The sequence below is a fragment of the Pantoea sp. X-Soil-ISGK-259 genome (genome assembly GCF_059730705.1).
In genome coordinates this window covers 1153476-1169730 of record NZ_AP035986.1, presented here as the reverse complement: position 1 = coordinate 1169730, position 16255 = coordinate 1153476, and the positions used below count along the sequence as shown (strand labels likewise).

Sequence of the window (16255 nt, the reverse complement as noted above, 5' to 3'; positions counted from 1 at the left end):
GTCTAATTAACGAAAATCACCTGAGAAGGCGAATTTTGGCGATGAATACGCCGTCGTGTTTTATATGCTAAACACGATAGCGGAAAAGCCACACTGTGTCGTGAGATTTTTACTCTGCCTGCGTTACAGCACCGACCCTGCCCGGCTGCGTTTCATCTGCCAGCACCAGCGTTTTCTGCGGCGCTTCCAGTGCCAGCAGGAAAGCTTTGGTCTCCAGGCCGCCCGCAAAGCCGGTCAGCTTGCCGTTGGCACCGATCACGCGATGGCACGGTGCGACAATGGAAAGTGGATTACGGCCGTTGGCCGCGCCGACCGCCCGCACCGCCTGCGGATGGCCGATCTCCCGTGCAATCTGGCTGTAGCTGCGCGTCTCACCAAACGGTATCGCCACCAGCGCCTGCCAGACTTTTTTCTGAAAGTCGGTGCCGACCATGTCGAACGGCAACGCAAAACAGCGTCGCGCACCGGTAAAGTACTCGCTGAGCTGACGCGCGGTTTCGATCAGAATGGGATGATCGTCATTGCGCGTTTGAGGTAAAAACCGGGTGCGTTTTGGATCGTCGTTTTCCCACAAAATCCCCGCCAGGCCGATATCGCTGGCGACCAGCTTCAGCTCGCCCACCGGGGTAACTATCTGCTTGAAGTAGTACATGGTAATTCTCCCGTCACGGTTCCGTCGTTCAGTATCGCACTTTTCATAAGCCTGACTGGCTGTTTTCGGTCATGGTTATAAACTGTTGTGCTGTCCGAAAACAGCCAGTCTGCCGGGATTCCCCCCTGTAGGCTGCGCTTATTTACCGGAGAAATGCCATGCTCGATCCCGACATTGCCTATCAGGCGCTGACCTCACGTGATACCCGCTTCGACGGCGTTTTCTTTGTGGGCGTGACCTCAACCGGTATCTATTGTCGCCCAATTTGCCCGGTCAAAGCGCCGATGCAGAAAAACTGTCTTTTCTTCAGCAGCGCCGAGGCGGCGGAGAAAGCGCGCTTTCGCCCCTGCCTGCGCTGCCGGCCTGAGCTGGCTCCCGGCAATGCGCCTGTCGATCAGCCGCATCGCGTGGCGGAGCAGCTGATTCAGCGCATTGAGGAAGGGATGCTGGAGGAGCGCGAAGGTCTGGAGGCGATTGCCGCTGAGTTCAGTCTCAGCCTGCGTCAGCTGCGCCGTATCGTGCAACATGAACTCGGCGTCTCACCACTGGAGCTGAAGCAGACACGGCGTATGCTGCTGGCCAAGCAGTTGCTGACAGAAACACAACTGCCGGTCACGGAGGTCGCCTACGCCAGTGGCTTCAGCAGTCTGCGCCGTTTTAATGATGTTTTCCAGGCTCGCTACCGCATGACGCCAAGCGCGCTGCGTCGCGAGGATACCGGCGCGAAGCGTGCGCAGCCCGGCGACCGTGTGACGCTGCGGCTGGCCTATCGCCCGCCCTACGACTGGGCGGCGATGCTCTGGTTTTTGCAGACACACCTGATGAAGGAAGTTGAGGCAGTGGAAGATGGCTGCTGGCGACGTACCGTGGCGCTGGGACGTTTTCGGGGCTGGGTCAGTGTGTCCCATCTGCCGCAGAAGAACGCGCTGCAGGTGACGCTCTCAACCTCACTGACGCCGGTTCTGCCGCTGCTGCTGCGCCGCCTGCGCGATCTGTTTGACCTGGACGCGCAGCCGCAGCGTATCGCCGCCTGTCTGGCTCAGGACCCGCTGCTGGCACCCAGCCTGATTGCACATCCTGGTCTGCGTGTGCCGGGCGCCTTCGACGCTTTTGAACTTGGCGTGCGCGCTATTATCGGCCAGCAGGTGACCGTCAAAGCCGCCACCACAGTCAGCAGCCGATTTGCCGCCGCCTTTGGCGAGCCCTGTGAAACGCCCTTTGCCGACCTGACCCGCTACACCGCGCTTCCTGAACGCATCGCAGCGCTGACGGTGGATGACGTTGCGCCGATGGGCATCGTCAGCGCTGCCCGCTCCCGCGCCATCATCGCCTTTGCCACCGCCTGCGCCAGCGGCGATCTGCGTCTCAGTGCCGCGCAGCCGCCTGATGAGGTAATAAAAAAGCTGGTCAGCCTGCCGGGCATTGGTCCCTGGACCGCGCACTATATCGCGATGCGCGCCCTGCGCTGGCCGGATGCTTTTCCCAAAGAGGACATTGCCATCCGTAATAACCTGGGCGGCATGTCATCTAAAGAAGCAGAAGCGCGCTCGCAATCCTGGCGTCCCTGGCGCAGCTATGCGGTGATGCATATCTGGGAGAGCCTGGCAGTGGCGAAGGTGAAGAAAAAGCCGTGACGGTCAATGTAAGGATGCGGATTGTCTGCCCTGACCTGCATAGTCGGTATCGCAGAAACTAAAAATGCAGAGCCTCTTCCTGACTGATTACAGACTCGCACCCGACTGAATCTTCCAGCAACGAATAAGTTCGATGCGCAGGGAACAGGATCAGAGGAGGAAAGCGTCCCGCGCCAGGACGGCGCGGGCCGAGCAGGTCATGGATGACGGCTTTTGCGTCTTTCCGATCTGACCGTGTTCCCTAAGCAGTCTCGATCTCACAGCAATCCAGGTCAGACTTCACAACACCTTAAACGCCATTGGCTTTTTACATTCAACGCGAGTCTGTGATACAGCAGAAACGAAAGAAGCGCCCAAAGGGCGCTTCTTTCTTAATTGGTGGGTCGTGCAGGATTTCGGCCCTTCCAGGGCCTCGCCCTCCGGGTGATGCTGACGCATCAGCCTGAATCACCGGGCGATTCAGTCGAACCTGCTGCAGGTTCTCACCCTGCACGGTAACGCCCGTGCCCCGGAAACGAAAAAAGCGCCCAAAAGGCGCTTCTTTCTTAATTGGTGGGTCGTGCAGGATTCGAACCTGCGACCAATTGATTAAAAGTCAACTGCTCTACCAACTGAGCTAACGACCCGCTGGGGGCTTACAACCGTTCAGCGCACCAGGCGGCTGAGATAAGATGGTGGGTCGTGCAGGATTCGAACCTGCGACCAATTGATTAAAAGTCAACTGCTCTACCAACTGAGCTAACGACCCAACTTAGGTTGTGAAGCAATGCTGAAGTGTTCTTCTTGAAACTGCGCGGTAAAAGCGCGTCTGAAGGAGATGGTGGGTCGTGCAGGATTCGAACCTGCGACCAATTGATTAAAAGTCAACTGCTCTACCAACTGAGCTAACGACCCATCTTCAGGCTTACCAGACACTTTTCAATGTGTCCCGGCAACGGCGGCATATATTACTGATTTAGCGGGGTAGCGCAACTCTTATTTCTGCTAAACGCTTCAGTTGCTTACCTTTCATACGGCAAGACCAGAAATCACACGATATCTGGTCTGAACCGGACAAATTACAGACCGCTCAGACGTTTCTGAGCTTGTTTAGCAGATTCAGTGTCTGGATAAAGTTTGATCACCTGCTGGAAGACCGCTTTGGCTTTCGCCGTGTCTTTTTTCTCCTGCATGATCACACCCACTTTCAACAACGCTTCTGCAGCTTTCGGCGACTTCGGATAGTTTTTCACTACCGTGGCGTAATAATACGCCGCGTCGTCCTTTTTGCCTTTGTTGTAGTTCAGCTGACCCAGCCAGTAATTCGCATTCGGCTGATAGGTCGAATCAGGGTAACGTTTTACCCACGCCTGAAGCGCGCTGATCGCCTGGTCATACTGTTTCTTCTCCAGAATCAGCGCCACAGCCGCATTGTAATCGCTGTTCGCATCGCCGGTCTGCGCAGGTGCGCTCTCCGTTGATGCTGCCGCGCCTGCGGTTGCTGCGGCGCCTGTATCTGCTGCGGCATCGCTGCCGGCTGCCTGTTGCCCGCCGTTGCTGCTGGCGCTGCTCAGCGTGTCAATCTGCTGGTAAAGCTGCTTCTGCCGCTCAACCACCTGATTCAACTGATACGTGTTTTGCTGGATTTGCCCACGCAGCGCATCAATATCACGCTGGTTATCGCTCATCTGCTGCTGCAATTGCTGCATCAGCTGTGCCTGGGCATTAGAGATTCGTTCAAGAGTGGTGACACGGTCTTCGACCGAGCCGGAGCCAACGCTACTGATTGACGCTTGGGCATTAGCGGCCCAGGGGGCCGCTACGCCAATCAGTAACGACAGACTCAACAGATGACGTCTGAAGTTACTAACCATGTGATTCTCTTAGTAGACCAGAACGGCACGACGGTTTTTAGAATACGCTGCTTCGTCATGACCCAGAACGGCTGGCTTCTCTTTACCGTAAGAAACGATAGACATCTGATCAGCCGACACGCCTTTACCCTGCAGGTACATCTTAACGGCGTTAGCACGACGTTCGCCCAGGGCGATGTTGTATTCCGGCGTACCGCGCTCATCCGCATGACCTTCGATGGTCACTTTGTATGATGGGTTGCTGCGCAGGAAAGTTGCGTGCTGATCCAGCATCTGTGCGTAATCAGACTGAACGTCATATTTGTCCAGACCGAAGTACACGATGTTGTTCTGCTGCAGCTGCTGCATCTGCAGACGAGCCTGCTCGTCAGAAGACATGTTGCCGCCGTTGCCGTTCATGCCAGAATTTGCACCGTAAGCGCCATCAGCACCCATGCCAGTCTGGTCATTGTTGTTGTTTTTGTGTGAGCTACAAGCCGCTACTGCCAGAACCGGCAGAGCCAGCATCAAACCCTTCAGCACTTTGTTCAGTTGCATTTCAAAAATCCCATTATTGTTTATTGTTTGCGATGTCTGAAGTGTCAGACATTACAGATACGGCGACCAGGCAGGAAATTTTACCTGTCCATCAGTTGCCGGAAGACGCGCTTTGAAACGGCCGTCGGTTGAAACCAACTGCAACACGGAACCCATACCCTGAGTAGAGCTGTAGATTACCATTGTGCCATTTGGTGCCAGGCTCGGCGTTTCATCCAGGAACGTGTCCGTTAACGTTTGAACGGCTCCCGTTTCCAGATCCTGTTTGGCGACGTGTTGAGCACCACCGTTGGTGCTAATCATCACCATAGATTTACCATCTGTTGCCACATCCGCATCCTGGTTCTGACCGCCTTCCCAGGTAATACGCTGTGGCGTGCCGCCATTAATACCGACTTTATAAATCTGAGGGGCACCCGCCTGATCGGAGGTATAAGCCAGAGTCTGGCTGTCCGGGAACCAGGTCGGTTCAGTACTGTTATAACGACCATCCGTCACCTGACGCGTCTGACCTGACGCCAGATCCATCACATAGAGGTTCAGGCTACCGGTTTTAGAGAGTGCGAAAGCGAGCTTAGAACCATCTGGCGAGAATGCCGGAGCACCGTTGTGACGCGGATATGAGGCAACCTGACGGATGGCACCGTTAGAGAGCGTCTGGACCACCAGCGCGGACTTGCCGCTTTCAAAGGTCACGTAGGCCACTTTGCTGCCATCCGGAGACCAGGCTGGCGACATCAGTGGCTGTGGTGAACGATGCACGACGAACTGGTTATAGCCATCGTAGTCAGCGACGCGCAGTTCATAAGGGAACTGACCACCGTTGGTCTGCACGACATAGGCGATGCGGGTGCGGAAAGCGCCCTTAATGCCTGTCAGCTTCTGGAACGTTTCGTCACTGGCAGTGTGAGCGGCATAGCGCAGCCACTGCTTTGTCACTTTATATGAGTTCTGTGCCAGCACTGTACCCGGCGCACCGCCGGTGTCAACCAGCTGGTAAGAGACCTGATAGCTGCCATCCGGGTTAGACGCGACCTGACCGACGACTACGGCGTCGATGCCGAGTGCACTCCAGGCGGCAGGCTGCACTTCCTGCGCGCTGGTTGGCTGCTGTGGCAGACGTGAGCGATCCAGTGGATTGAATTTGCCACTGTTGCGCAGGTCAGCCGCCACGATGCCGCCAACATCTTCCGGCGCGGCACCAGAACCGGCCCATTTAAACGGCACCACGCCAATCGGGCGCGCGGTATTCACACCCTGGGTGATCTCAATTCGAACTTCTGCATGCAGCATGGCTGCCCACAGCAGGATAAAAAAGCCTAACGTAACGCGAAGAGCTTGCTTCATTTTATCTCCCTTATCTGAACCTCAGTCCACGATAATTGGCACTGTTCCTGGAAACCACGAGTACAACATAAGTACGGCAAGCTAAACATAGATCAACTTGCCGACCGTGACTGCATTATTGCGGTTTAAAACGCATCGGGGCGTTTTTAAACACTTCGTAGACCGCCTGAGAAGGCGGCTTCGGAATACGTGCCTGTTTGGCAGCAGCAATCGCGGCCTGGCAGAGCGCGGGATCACCACCCTCTGACTTAACATCAATCAACAAGCCATCAGGCGCAAGTTTAATCCGCAAATCACAGGTTTTTCCGCGATACAGATCGGCATCGTAGAATCGGCTCTGAATCGCACTCACCACCTGACCCATGTAGGAGTTGATCTCAGCGCCCGATGCCCCCGCTTTCTTCTGGTTGCCCTGCCCCGCTGCGCCACCTGATGTGCCGCTTTTCGGTGCATTTTTACCGGAAGTGAGTCCACCCAGCAAATCATCAACATCGCTGTCATTGGCCGCATCGGCGTCAGCTTTCGCCTTCGCATCTGCTTTGGCTTTAGCGGCAGCCTCAGCCTTCGCTTTGGCAGCCGCATCGGCTTTCGCCTTAGCAGCCGCTTCGGCCTTCTCTTTAGCGGCCTCTTTTGCCGCCTCTGCTTTCTCTTTGGCAGCTTCTTTGGCGGCTTCGGCTTTTTCTTTAGCAGCCTCAGCGGCTTTCTCTTTTGCTGCCTCAGCAGCTTTTTCTTTCGCTTCTGCGGCTTTCTCTTTCGCTTCTTCGGCGGCTTTAGCTTTGGCATCCGCAGCCGCTTTCACTTTGGCCTCAGCCGCCGCTTTTGCATCCGCTTCAGACTTTGCCTTCGCTTCCGCAACGGCTTTCTCTTTTGCCGCAGCGGCAGCAGCGGCTTTCGCCTGCTGATCAGCCTGCTTCTTTGCTTCAGCCGCGGCCTGCTTTGCCTGCTCGGCGGTCGCTTTGGCCTGGGCATCCGCCTGGGCTTTCGCATCGGCTTTGGCTTTAGCTGCTGCCGCTTCGGCCGTTTTCTGCTGTTCCTGAGCCTGTTTCGCGGCGTCTTCTGCCGCTTTCTGCTGCTCAGCCTGCTGTTTAGCCTCTTCTTTCGCGGTTTCCTGCGCGGCTAAACGCTCTTTTTCCAGCGCTTTCAGACGCTGCTGTTCAGCAGCCTGTTTCTGTTGCAGCTCTTCTGCCTGCTGCTGCGCCTGCTTTTTACGCTGTTGCTCAGCCCGCTGGCTGTCGCTTTGCTGGTTCTGCTGACGATTGTATTGACTCACGACGGCACCGGGATCGACCATCACAGCATCAATATCGCTGCCACCGCCACCCGCACTGCTGGGGTCAACGTGCTCATTAAACGAGCTCCAAATCAGCAGCGCGATCAACACGATATGCAGAATCACCGAAATGATTATCGCGCGCTTTAACTTCTCGTTTTGCTCGGTTGCCTTCGACACACTCGGTTCCCAAAAAACGGTTCGATTTTAAATCGGCTGCGTCATCAAACCGACAGATTTAACACCCGCCTGGTGCAGCAGGTTGAGCGCTTTAATGATTTCATCGTAAGGCACTTCTTTCGCGCCCCCGATCAAAAACACCGTCTTAGGATTTGCTTCCAGTCGACGCTGCGCTTCGCTGATCACCTGCTCGGGGGGGAGCTGATCCATACGATCGTGATCCACGACCAGGCTGTACTGCCCCACGCCCGCCACTTCAACAATTACCGGCGGATTATCATCGCTGGAAACGGTTTTAGAGTCGGTCGCATCAGGCAGATCCACTTCCACGCTCTGGGTAATAATGGGTGCCGTTGCCATGAAGATCAGCAGCAGCACCAACAGGACGTCCAGTAGCGGAACGATGTTGATTTCCGACTTCAGGTCGCGGCGTTTGCGACCACGTACTCTGGCCATCATTAACCTCTATTTACTTAGCGCTATCGCTGGAGAAAGCCTGGCGATGCAGAATGGCAGTGAACTCTTCCATGAAGTTGTCGTAGCCCTGCTCCAGTTTGTTGACGCGCTGGTTCAGACGGTTGTACGCCATTACCGCCGGAATTGCCGCAAACAGACCGATTGCGGTTGCAATCAATGCTTCAGCGATACCCGGTGCCACCATCTGCAGTGTTGCCTGCTTCACCGCGCCCAGCGCGATAAAGGCGTGCATGATCCCCCAGACAGTACCGAACAGCCCGATATAGGGACTGATTGAACCGACAGTACCGAGGAACGGAATGTGGTTTTCCAGCGCTTCCAGCTCACGGTTCATTGAGATGCGCATCGCACGGCTTGCACCATCAATAACTGCCTCCGGCGCATGATTGTTAGCGCGGTGCAGTCGGGCGAACTCTTTAAAGCCGGAGTAGAAAATCTGCTCCGAGCCGCCCAGCTCTTCCCGACGCTCCTGGCTCTCCTGATACAGTCGGGAGAGTTCGATGCCGGACCAGAATTTGTCTTCAAATGCCTCAGCTTCTCTTCCCGCCGCATTCAGAATACGTGTGCGCTGAATAATGATGGCCCAGGAGGCAATAGAAAAGCCGATCAAAATCAACATGATAAGTTTGACCAGAAGGCTCGCCTTCAGGAACAAATCAAGAATGTTCATGTCAGTCACTGCTTGAACTCCGCGACAATAGACTTGGGAAGCGCAATCGGCTTCATTAGATGAGGGTTAATGCAGGCAATCAGGACCTCTGCCTCATTGAGCACTTTGCCTTCAGTATTCACGATACGCTGAGTGAACGTCATGGTAGCCCGAGTCATTGAGGTGACCTCGCTCTGGATCTCCAGAAGGTCATCAAGACGCGCCGCTGCAAGATAGTCCACCGTGATGCGCCGTACCACAAAAGCGATCTGCTGTTCTAACAGCGTCTGCTGATTGAAATGGTGCTGTCGCAACATTTCGGTACGTGCTCGTTCATAAAAAGCGATATAGCTGGCGTGATAAACCACACCACCGGCATCAGTATCTTCGTAGTAGACCCGAACCGGCCAGCGAAACAGCGTTGTACTCACTCTACATCCCGGCCTCGTTTTAAACGTTGCTACTATACGCAAGAGAATTGGGGTTGGGAATGGCTCGTCAGAGCCAGGCGAAAATAATTATCGCTCGGTAACAAATGGAACGATTTCAGGAAGATTAATTGACCAGACGCTGACAAATATTCACTGACAGCGCTGGTGAGGTGGGGTGTTACAGGTAAAAACGGTAAAGCGCGATAAATAACACCAGCATGGCGGGTAACGGGCTAAACAGCGCCTGCCATCGGGTTTGCTGTGGCCGGAAGCCTGTACCGTGAATCACACCACTGCAGACCGCCCAGATCAGCACCAGACCCTGCAGCGCAGGCAGCTGACCCGCGTGTTTAGCAAAGCGGGTCGGGTCCCACATCACGCCGCCAGCCGCCAGCAGCGCCAGCAGCAGTGAAAGGGCCCGTAACGGGCCCTTATCCATCAGATCATACAGCATCCGAATTGGCGTACGCATCAGTGAGACTCATCCTGCGCTTCAACGTGTTCAATCGCCAGCGCGGTCACGATACCAAAGGCACAGGCCAGCAACGTGCCGAGAATCCAGGCAAAATACCACATGCGACTTCTCCTTAATTAATAGAGTGAGTGACTGTTGCTTTCAATATGCTCTTTGGTAATACGACCAAACATCTTCCAGTAACACCAGGTGGTGTAAATCAGAATGATTGGAACAAAGATAGCGGCGGCAACGGTCATCGTTTGCAGCGTCAGCAGGCTGGACGTTGCATCCCACATCGTCAGGCTGGTACCCGGCACGGTGCTGGATGGCATGATGAACGGGAACATCGCAATGCCGGCGGTCATGATGACGCAGGCCAGCGTCAGTGAAGAGAACAGGAATGCCCAGGCGCCCTTCTCAACCCGCGAGCAAAGTATGGTCAGCAGCGGCAACACCACGCCCAGCAGCGGGAACAGCCACAGCACAGGATGGTTCTGGAAGTTGACCATCCAGGCACCTGCCTCACGCACTACCGTTTTACCCAGTGGGTTAGAGGCAGCAAAGTGATCCATCGTGCTGGTCACCACATAGCCATCAATACCATATTTCACCCAGACACCGGCCAGGATGAAGCAGACCATCATCACCAGGGCGGCAAGTTGTGCTGCGGTGCGTGAACGCAGATGCAGTTCGCCCGTGGTGCGCATCTGCAGATAGGTTGCGCCCTGAGCCAGAATCATCGCTACGCTGACCACACCTGCCAGCAGGCCAAACGGATTCAGCAGCTGGAAGAAGTTGCCGGTGTAGAACAGACGCAGATACTCATCGGCATGGAACGGCACGCCCTGTAACAGGTTGCCAAACGCCACGCCAATGACCAGCGGCGGCACGAAGCTGCCGATGAAGATGCCCCAGTCCCAGGCACCGCGCCAGCGGTTGTCTTCAATCTTCGAGCGGTAATCGAAGCCAACCGGACGGAAGAACAGCGAGGCGAGCACCAGAATCATGGCCACGTAGAAGCCAGAAAAGGCCGCCGCATAGACCATCGGCCAGGCGGCAAACAGTGCGCCACCGGCAGTGATAAGCCAGACCTGGTTGCCGTCCCAGTGCGGGGCGATACTGTTAATCATAATGCGACGCTCAGTATCGGTGCGACCCAGAATGCGCGTCAGCATGCCGACGCCCATATCAAAACCATCTGCGACAGCAAAGCCGATTAGTAGCACGCCAATCAACAGCCACCAGACAAAGCGCAGAACTTCATAATTAAACATGGTCGCTCTCCTTATCCCCGAACCGGCTGCGTGGTTGCCGTGATCTGCTCATGATGATAATGCCCGGTTTTCAGGCTGCTCGGCCCAAGGCGGGCGAATTTGAACATCAGGTACATCTCAGCCACCAGGAACAGCGTGTAGAGTCCGCAAATCAGGATCATCGAGAACAACAGATCGCCTACAGTCAGAGAAGAGTTCGCCACCGCAGTCGGCAGAACTTCACCGATAGCCCAGGGCTGACGACCATATTCCGCGACGAACCAGCCGGATTCGATTGCGATCCACGGCAGCGGGATACCAAACAGCGCCGCTTTCAGTAACCAGCGATTTTTACCGATGCGGTTACGCAACACGCTCCAGAACGCCAGCGCGATAATGCCCAGCAGCAGAACACCACACAACACCATGATACGGAAGGCGAAATAAAGCGGGGCAACACGCGGGATAGAGTCCTGCGTCGCCTGTTTGATCTGCGCTTCTGTCGCATCCGCCACATTATCGGTATAGCGTTTCAGCAGCAGACCGTAACCGAGATCCTGTTTGTGACTGTTGAACGCGTCCCGTACCGCCTGATCCTGACTGCCACCGCGCAGTTCATTCAGCAAGGCGTAGGCTTTCATGCCGTTCCGGATGCGCACCTCATGCTGTGCCATTAACTCTTTCAGGCCCGTCACCGGCGTATCCGTGGATCGGGTGACGATCAGGCCCAGCAGCCAGGGGATCTGAATGGCGTACCGGTTCTCCTGAGTGGCCTGATCGGGCAAGCCAAACAGGGTAAAGGACGCTGGCGCTGGCTGGGTTTCCCACTCCGCTTCAATCGCGGCCAGCTTGGTTTTCTGCACGTCACCCATTTCGTAACCAGACTCATCACCCAGCACGATCACTGACAGCACCGCCGCCATGCCAAAGCTGGCCGCGATAGCGAACGAGCGTTTAGCAAAGGCGAAGTCGCGGCCTTTCAGCATGTACCAGGCACTGATGCCCATGATAAACATCGCGCCTGTGGTGTAACCGGCCGCGACGGTGTGAACGAATTTCACCTGTGCCACCGGGTTCAGCACCAGCTCTGAGAAGCTGACCATCTCCATGCGCATGGTTTCAAAGTTGAACTCTGAAGCGATAGGGTTCTGCATCCAGCCGTTGGCGACCAGAATCCACAACGCAGACATATTCGAGCCCAGGGCGACCAGCCAGGTCACCGCCATGTGCTGCACTTTACCCAGCCGATCCCAGCCAAAAAAGAACAGGCCGACAAAGGTCGATTCCAGGAAGAACGCCATCAGACCTTCAATGGCGAGCGGCGCGCCGAAGATATCGCCGACGTAGTGAGAGTAATATGACCAGTTTGTCCCGAACTGAAATTCCATGGTCAGTCCGGTAGCGACACCCAGCGCAAAGTTAATACCAAATAACTTGCCCCAGAACTTCGTCATATCTTTATAAATTTGTTTACCGCTCAGGACATAGACCGTTTCCATGATCGCCAGCAGAAACGCCATACCCAGCGTTAAAGGGACGAACAGAAAATGGTACATCGCCGTTAAGGCAAACTGTAACCGCGACAGCTCGACGATATCTAACATAAGGACTCCTTGCTCCTCGCTTTGTCTCCGTCACGCGCGCGATCAGATCGAACGTAATCGGAGTCAGGAACGACTGTTTATTGATTCCAGTTTTTTATTACCAGCAGAACAGGTCTGTGAGCTGCCCGAAAAGGCGAGTAACGAATGAAGCAGCTCTGAAAAATGTCAATCAGCGCTTTATTAACGGCTGCTTTAACAGGAGAAAAGTGGGTGTCATCCCGGGTTGAGCAGTCGTATGAAAATTTGTGTAAAAGGCTGGATTGATGCAGCGCAATTTACGCCCTTAGCGTTGCGCTTTGCCAGAGATATAGTTGGATATAAAACGTGATTTATTGATCTGGATTAACGTAATAAGTTTCCAGATAGAGCTGGGTCAGTTTCCTGTTAAAAAATTGTCATTAATGAAATAAGACGTGAAGAAATAGTTTACCTTTGCCACTTTTTCTTAACGTGATAAACGGTGAGCAGGTTATTTAACAACGTATTCTTCGCTTTCACTGCCAGCATTATGCCCGTTGATAACGGACATAAAAAAAGCCACCCGAAGGTGGCTTAGTTTCAGATGACGCTGACTTATTTGGCCGGTAATACGGCTTTAACTGCATCACCGATATCAGCCAGGCTGCGAACGGTTTTCACGCCTGCCGCTTCCAGCGCAGCAAATTTCTCATCTGCTGTGCCTTTACCACCGGCAATGATGGCGCCTGCATGGCCCATACGCTTGCCTTTTGGCGCGGTTACGCCAGCAATATAGCCCACAACCGGTTTGGTCACGTGCTCTTTAATGAAGGCTGCGGCTTCTTCTTCAGCGCTACCGCCGATCTCACCGATCATCACGATAACTTCAGTCTGTGGATCATCCTGGAACATTTTCAGAATGTCGATGAAGTTAGAGCCTGGGATCGGGTCACCGCCGATGCCGACGCAGGTTGACTGGCCGTAGCCGATGTCAGTGGTCTGCTTAACCGCTTCATAGGTCAGCGTACCTGAACGCGATACGATACCAACGCGGCCCGGCTGGTGAATGTGGCCCGGCATGATGCCGATCTTACATTCGCCAGGGGTGATAACACCCGGGCAGTTTGGACCGATCATCCGCACGCCTGCTTCATCCAGCTTCACTTTCACGGTCAGCATATCCAGGGTCGGAATACCTTCGGTGATGGTGATGATCAGTTTGATGCCCGCTTCGATCGCTTCCAGGATGCCATCTTTACAGAATGGTGCGGGGACATAGATCACGGTGGCAGTTGCGCCCGTCACTTCTACGGCTTCGCGCACGGTATTGAACACCGGCAGGCCGAGGTGAGTCGTGCCGCCTTTGCCTGGCGTCACGCCGCCAACCAGTTGGGTGCCGTAAGCCAGCGCCTGCTCAGAATGGAAAGTCCCCTGGCCACCGGTGAAACCCTGGCAAATGACTTTGGTGTTTTTGTCGATCAGAATGGACATTATTTACCCTCCGCGGCAGCAACAACACGCTGTGCGGCGTCTGTCAGGCTGGTTGCTGCAATGATGTTCAGACCGCTGTCCGCCAGTTTCTGGGCGCCCAGCTCGGCGTTGTTACCTTCCAGACGTACCACTACTGGCACGTTCACACCCACTTCAGCCACTGCGCCGATGATGCCGTCGGCAATCAGGTCACAGCGTACGATACCGCCGAAGATGTTAACGAAAACGGCTTTAACCGCATCGTCAGACAGGATGATTTTGAAGGCTTCGGTTACGCGCTCTTTGGTCGCGCCGCCGCCGACATCAAGGAAGTTGGCTGGCTGACCGCCATGGTGCTTAACGATGTCCATGGTACCCATCGCCAGACCTGCGCCGTTAACCATACAACCGATGTTGCCTTCCAGCGCAACATAGTTCAGTTCCCACTGTGTCGCATGTGCTTCACGTGGATCTTCCTGGCTTGGGTCGCGCATTTCACGCAGTTCTGGCTGACGGAACAGGGCATTGCCATCGGCACCCAGTTTACCGTCCAGGCAGATCAGGTCGCCCTGCTTGGTAATCACCAGCGGGTTGATCTCAACCATCGCCAGATCGCGCTCCAGGAACAGTGTCGCCAGACCCATGAAGATCTTGGTGAACTGACCAACCAGCTTGCCAGTCAGGCCAAGTTTGAATGCCAGCTCACGGCCCTGGTAAGGCTGCGGACCGGTCAGCGGATCCAGCGCCATTTTATGGATCAGGTGCGGGGTCTCTTCCGCCACTTTTTCAATTTCCACACCGCCTTCAGTCGACGCCATGAAAATGACGCGACGCGTTGCGCGATCGACCACAGCGCCCAGATAGAGCTCCTGGTCGATATCGGTCGCTGCTTCAACCAGAATCTGGTTTACCGGCTGGCCGTTTGCATCTGTTTGATAGGTCACCAGGCGTTTGCCCAGCCAGTTTTCAGCAAAGGCGCGAATCTCTTCTTTGCTGTTAACTACTTTCACACCGCCCGCTTTACCGCGGCCACCGGCATGAACCTGACATTTAACTACCCACGGGCCTGCGCCAATTTTAGAGGCAGCTTCTTCCGCTTCACGTGGTGTAGTACAGGCGTAACCCGTTGGTGCAGGCATGCCATACCGTGCAAACAGTTGTTTCGCCTGGTATTCGTGTAAGTTCATGATGTTCTATCCATTCAGGTCTGAAAAGAGTATTGAGGTTGGGCGCGCCAGGCGCGCCCGGTGAAAATCAGACATCCAGCAGCAGGCGCGCCGGATCTTCCAGCATCTCTTTCACTGCAACCAGATAACCAACTGATTCACGGCCATCGATCAGACGGTGGTCGTAGGAGAGCGCCAGATACATCATTGGCAGCACTACAACCTGACCATTGACCGCCATCGGGCGATCCTTGATGGCGTGCATGCCCAGGATGGCGCTCTGCGGTGGATTGATGATCGGGGTAGACATCAGTGAACCAAAGACGCCGCCGTTGGTAATGGTGAAGTTACCGCCGGTCAGATCTTCCACTGTCAGCTTGCCGTCACGGCCTTTCACTGCCAGCTCTTTGATTTTCTTCTCGATGTCCGCCATGCTCAGCGCATCAACGTCACGCAGGACTGGCGTAACCAGACCACGTGGTGTAGAGACCGCAATGCTGACGTCGAAGTAGTTGTGGTAAACCACATCTTCTCCATCGATAGAAGCGTTCACTTCCGGATAGCGTTTCAGCGCTTCAACAACCGCTTTGATGTAGAAGGACATAAAGCCCAGACGCACACCGTGACGCTTCTCGAACGCCTCACCATACTGCTTGCGCAGATCCATGATGGGCTTCATGTTGATTTCGTTGAAGGTGGTCAGCATCGCGGTGCTGTTCTTCGCTTCCAGCAGACGCTCGGCAACGCGCTTACGCAGACGCGTCATCGGCACGCGTTTTTCGCTGCGGTTAGCCACTGGCTGCTGCGCGGTAGCCGCATCAGCAGCAGGTGCTGCCGCTTTAGCAGCCTGCGGCTTGTTGGCCAGGTGTTTTTCAACATCTTCACGGGTCAGACGTCCGCCAACACCGCTGCCTTTAATCTGAGAGGCGTCGAGATTGTGCTCTGCAATCAGGCGGCGGATAGCCGGGCTGAGCGCATCGTTGCTCTCTTCTTCCAGTGACGCAGTCTGACGCTGAGCCGGGGTAGACTCTTTGCTTTCAGACTTCGCGCTGCTCTCTTTACCGGCGCTATTGCCCTCTTTCAGACGACCCAGGATCTGGCGGGAGGTAACAGTGGCACCCTCATCTTCCAGAACGGCTTCCAGGATACCGTCAGCAGAGGCTGGTACTTCCAGCACCACTTTATCGGTTTCGATTTCGACCAGCACTTCATCGCGAGTGACTGCATCGCCTGGTTTTTTGTGCCAGGTTGCCACTGAGGCATCGGCAACCGATTCAGGCAGGTCGGGAACGAGAATATCTACGCTACTCATTATCT

At 55.1% G+C, this 16255-nt stretch carries 16 protein-coding genes, 3 tRNA genes and 1 other RNA gene; 1 reads left to right on the top strand and 19 read right to left on the bottom strand.

Annotated features, from left to right (window positions below; genetic code table 11):
- Positions 1-109: 109 nt before the first annotated feature.
- Positions 110-652 carry a methylated-DNA--[protein]-cysteine S-methyltransferase gene (locus tag AC6I77_RS05405; RefSeq protein ID WP_003851910.1) on the bottom strand — a complete coding sequence of 181 codons (543 nt, stop codon included), beginning with the start codon at positions 650-652 and terminating at the stop codon, positions 110-112.
- A gap of 158 nt (positions 653-810) precedes the next feature.
- Here AC6I77_RS05405 and AC6I77_RS05400 point away from each other — a divergent pair, with 158 nt between their 5' ends.
- The gene (locus AC6I77_RS05400) at positions 811-2286 is read left to right on the top strand and encodes an AlkA N-terminal domain-containing protein (protein ID WP_039659187.1); all 1476 of its coding nucleotides are present in this window, start codon (positions 811-813) and stop codon (positions 2284-2286) included.
- Positions 2287-2662: 376 nt separating this feature from the next.
- Here the strand turns inward: AC6I77_RS05400 and AC6I77_RS05395 are convergent.
- The 18 genes from AC6I77_RS05395 to odhB all read right to left on the bottom strand — a co-directional run bounded on the left by AC6I77_RS05395 (position 2663) and on the right by odhB (position 16250).
- A non-coding RNA gene (locus AC6I77_RS05395) (RtT sRNA) lies at positions 2663-2793 on the bottom strand.
- Between the two features lie 43 nt (positions 2794-2836).
- A tRNA-Lys gene (locus AC6I77_RS05390) sits at positions 2837-2912 on the bottom strand.
- 46 nt (positions 2913-2958) lie between these two features.
- Positions 2959-3034, bottom strand: a tRNA-Lys gene (locus AC6I77_RS05385).
- Positions 3035-3104: 70 nt separating this feature from the next.
- Positions 3105-3180: transfer RNA gene (locus AC6I77_RS05380), tRNA-Lys, on the bottom strand.
- A gap of 164 nt (positions 3181-3344) precedes the next feature.
- Positions 3345-4139, bottom strand: a complete 795-nt coding sequence (gene cpoB, locus AC6I77_RS05375) for a cell division protein CpoB (protein WP_003853134.1) — start codon at positions 4137-4139, stop codon at positions 3345-3347.
- A gap of 9 nt (positions 4140-4148) precedes the next feature.
- Complete coding sequence (pal, locus tag AC6I77_RS05370) at positions 4149-4676, bottom strand: peptidoglycan-associated lipoprotein Pal (RefSeq protein WP_003853135.1); 528 nt, start codon at positions 4674-4676, stop codon at positions 4149-4151.
- A 51-nt stretch (positions 4677-4727) separates the two neighbouring features.
- Positions 4728-6023 carry a Tol-Pal system beta propeller repeat protein TolB gene (gene tolB, locus AC6I77_RS05365; protein WP_003853138.1) on the bottom strand — a complete coding sequence of 432 codons (1296 nt, stop codon included), beginning with the start codon at positions 6021-6023 and terminating at the stop codon, positions 4728-4730.
- A gap of 115 nt (positions 6024-6138) precedes the next feature.
- Positions 6139-7473 carry a cell envelope integrity protein TolA gene (gene tolA, locus AC6I77_RS05360; RefSeq protein WP_497816746.1) on the bottom strand — a complete coding sequence of 445 codons (1335 nt, stop codon included), beginning with the start codon at positions 7471-7473 and terminating at the stop codon, positions 6139-6141.
- Between the two features lie 27 nt (positions 7474-7500).
- On the bottom strand, positions 7501-7929 hold the full coding sequence (tolR, locus tag AC6I77_RS05355; protein ID WP_003853140.1) for a colicin uptake protein TolR: 429 nt from the start codon (positions 7927-7929) through the stop codon (positions 7501-7503).
- A gap of 13 nt (positions 7930-7942) precedes the next feature.
- Entirely contained in the window at positions 7943-8629 is a 687-nt protein-coding gene (tolQ, locus tag AC6I77_RS05350) for a Tol-Pal system protein TolQ (RefSeq protein ID WP_003853142.1), read from the bottom strand.
- A complete protein-coding gene (gene ybgC / locus AC6I77_RS05345; protein ID WP_003853144.1) occupies positions 8626-9030 on the bottom strand; it encodes a tol-pal system-associated acyl-CoA thioesterase in 405 nt (134 codons plus the stop codon). The genes tolQ and ybgC overlap by 4 nt, the downstream gene beginning before the upstream one ends.
- 178 nt (positions 9031-9208) lie before the next feature.
- On the bottom strand, positions 9209-9502 hold the full coding sequence (ybgE, locus tag AC6I77_RS05340) for a cyd operon protein YbgE (protein WP_497816745.1): 294 nt from the start codon (positions 9500-9502) through the stop codon (positions 9209-9211).
- Complete coding sequence (cydX, locus tag AC6I77_RS05335; RefSeq protein WP_008925027.1) at positions 9502-9606, bottom strand: cytochrome bd-I oxidase subunit CydX; 105 nt, start codon at positions 9604-9606, stop codon at positions 9502-9504. The genes ybgE and cydX overlap by 1 nt, the downstream gene beginning before the upstream one ends.
- Before the next feature lie 15 nt (positions 9607-9621).
- Positions 9622-10761 carry a cytochrome d ubiquinol oxidase subunit II gene (cydB, locus tag AC6I77_RS05330; RefSeq protein ID WP_033762876.1) on the bottom strand — a complete coding sequence of 380 codons (1140 nt, stop codon included), beginning with the start codon at positions 10759-10761 and terminating at the stop codon, positions 9622-9624.
- 11 nt (positions 10762-10772) lie between these two features.
- Positions 10773-12344, bottom strand: a complete 1572-nt coding sequence (gene cydA, locus AC6I77_RS05325) for a cytochrome ubiquinol oxidase subunit I (protein WP_033762878.1) — start codon at positions 12342-12344, stop codon at positions 10773-10775.
- Positions 12345-12917: 573 nt separating this feature from the next.
- A complete protein-coding gene (gene sucD / locus AC6I77_RS05320; protein ID WP_438477136.1) occupies positions 12918-13793 on the bottom strand; it encodes a succinate--CoA ligase subunit alpha in 876 nt (291 codons plus the stop codon).
- On the bottom strand, positions 13793-14959 hold the full coding sequence (sucC, locus tag AC6I77_RS05315) for an ADP-forming succinate--CoA ligase subunit beta (RefSeq protein WP_003853151.1): 1167 nt from the start codon (positions 14957-14959) through the stop codon (positions 13793-13795). Before sucC ends, sucD begins: the two co-directional genes overlap by 1 nt.
- Before the next feature lie 67 nt (positions 14960-15026).
- Positions 15027-16250: a 2-oxoglutarate dehydrogenase complex dihydrolipoyllysine-residue succinyltransferase gene (odhB, locus tag AC6I77_RS05310; RefSeq protein WP_003853153.1), complete on the bottom strand. Its 1224-nt coding sequence runs from the start codon at positions 16248-16250 to the stop codon at positions 15027-15029.
- Positions 16251-16255 lie beyond the last annotated feature (5 nt).

Bases quoted from the DNA above. Each gene is read 5' to 3' on its own strand.
- AC6I77_RS05405 (WP_003851910.1), bottom strand. From the start codon at position 652: ATGTACTACTTCAAGCAGATAGTTACCCCGGTGGGCGAGCTGAAGCTG.
- AC6I77_RS05400 (WP_039659187.1), top strand. From the start codon at position 811: ATGCTCGATCCCGACATTGCCTATCAGGCGCTGACCTCACGTGATACC.
- cpoB (WP_003853134.1), bottom strand. From the start codon at position 4,139: ATGGTTAGTAACTTCAGACGTCATCTGTTGAGTCTGTCGTTACTGATT.
- pal (WP_003853135.1), bottom strand. From the start codon at position 4,676: ATGCAACTGAACAAAGTGCTGAAGGGTTTGATGCTGGCTCTGCCGGTT.
- tolB (WP_003853138.1), bottom strand. From the start codon at position 6,023: ATGAAGCAAGCTCTTCGCGTTACGTTAGGCTTTTTTATCCTGCTGTGG.
- tolR (WP_003853140.1), bottom strand. From the start codon at position 7,929: ATGGCCAGAGTACGTGGTCGCAAACGCCGCGACCTGAAGTCGGAAATC.
- ybgE (WP_497816745.1), bottom strand. From the start codon at position 9,502: ATGCGTACGCCAATTCGGATGCTGTATGATCTGATGGATAAGGGCCCG.
- cydX (WP_008925027.1), bottom strand. From the start codon at position 9,606: ATGTGGTATTTTGCCTGGATTCTCGGCACGTTGCTGGCCTGTGCCTTT.
- cydB (WP_033762876.1), bottom strand. From the start codon at position 10,761: ATGTTTAATTATGAAGTTCTGCGCTTTGTCTGGTGGCTGTTGATTGGC.
- cydA (WP_033762878.1), bottom strand. From the start codon at position 12,344: ATGTTAGATATCGTCGAGCTGTCGCGGTTACAGTTTGCCTTAACGGCG.
- sucD (WP_438477136.1), bottom strand. From the start codon at position 13,793: ATGTCCATTCTGATCGACAAAAACACCAAAGTCATTTGCCAGGGTTTC.
- sucC (WP_003853151.1), bottom strand. From the start codon at position 14,959: ATGAACTTACACGAATACCAGGCGAAACAACTGTTTGCACGGTATGGC.
- odhB (WP_003853153.1), bottom strand. From the start codon at position 16,250: ATGAGTAGCGTAGATATTCTCGTTCCCGACCTGCCTGAATCGGTTGCC.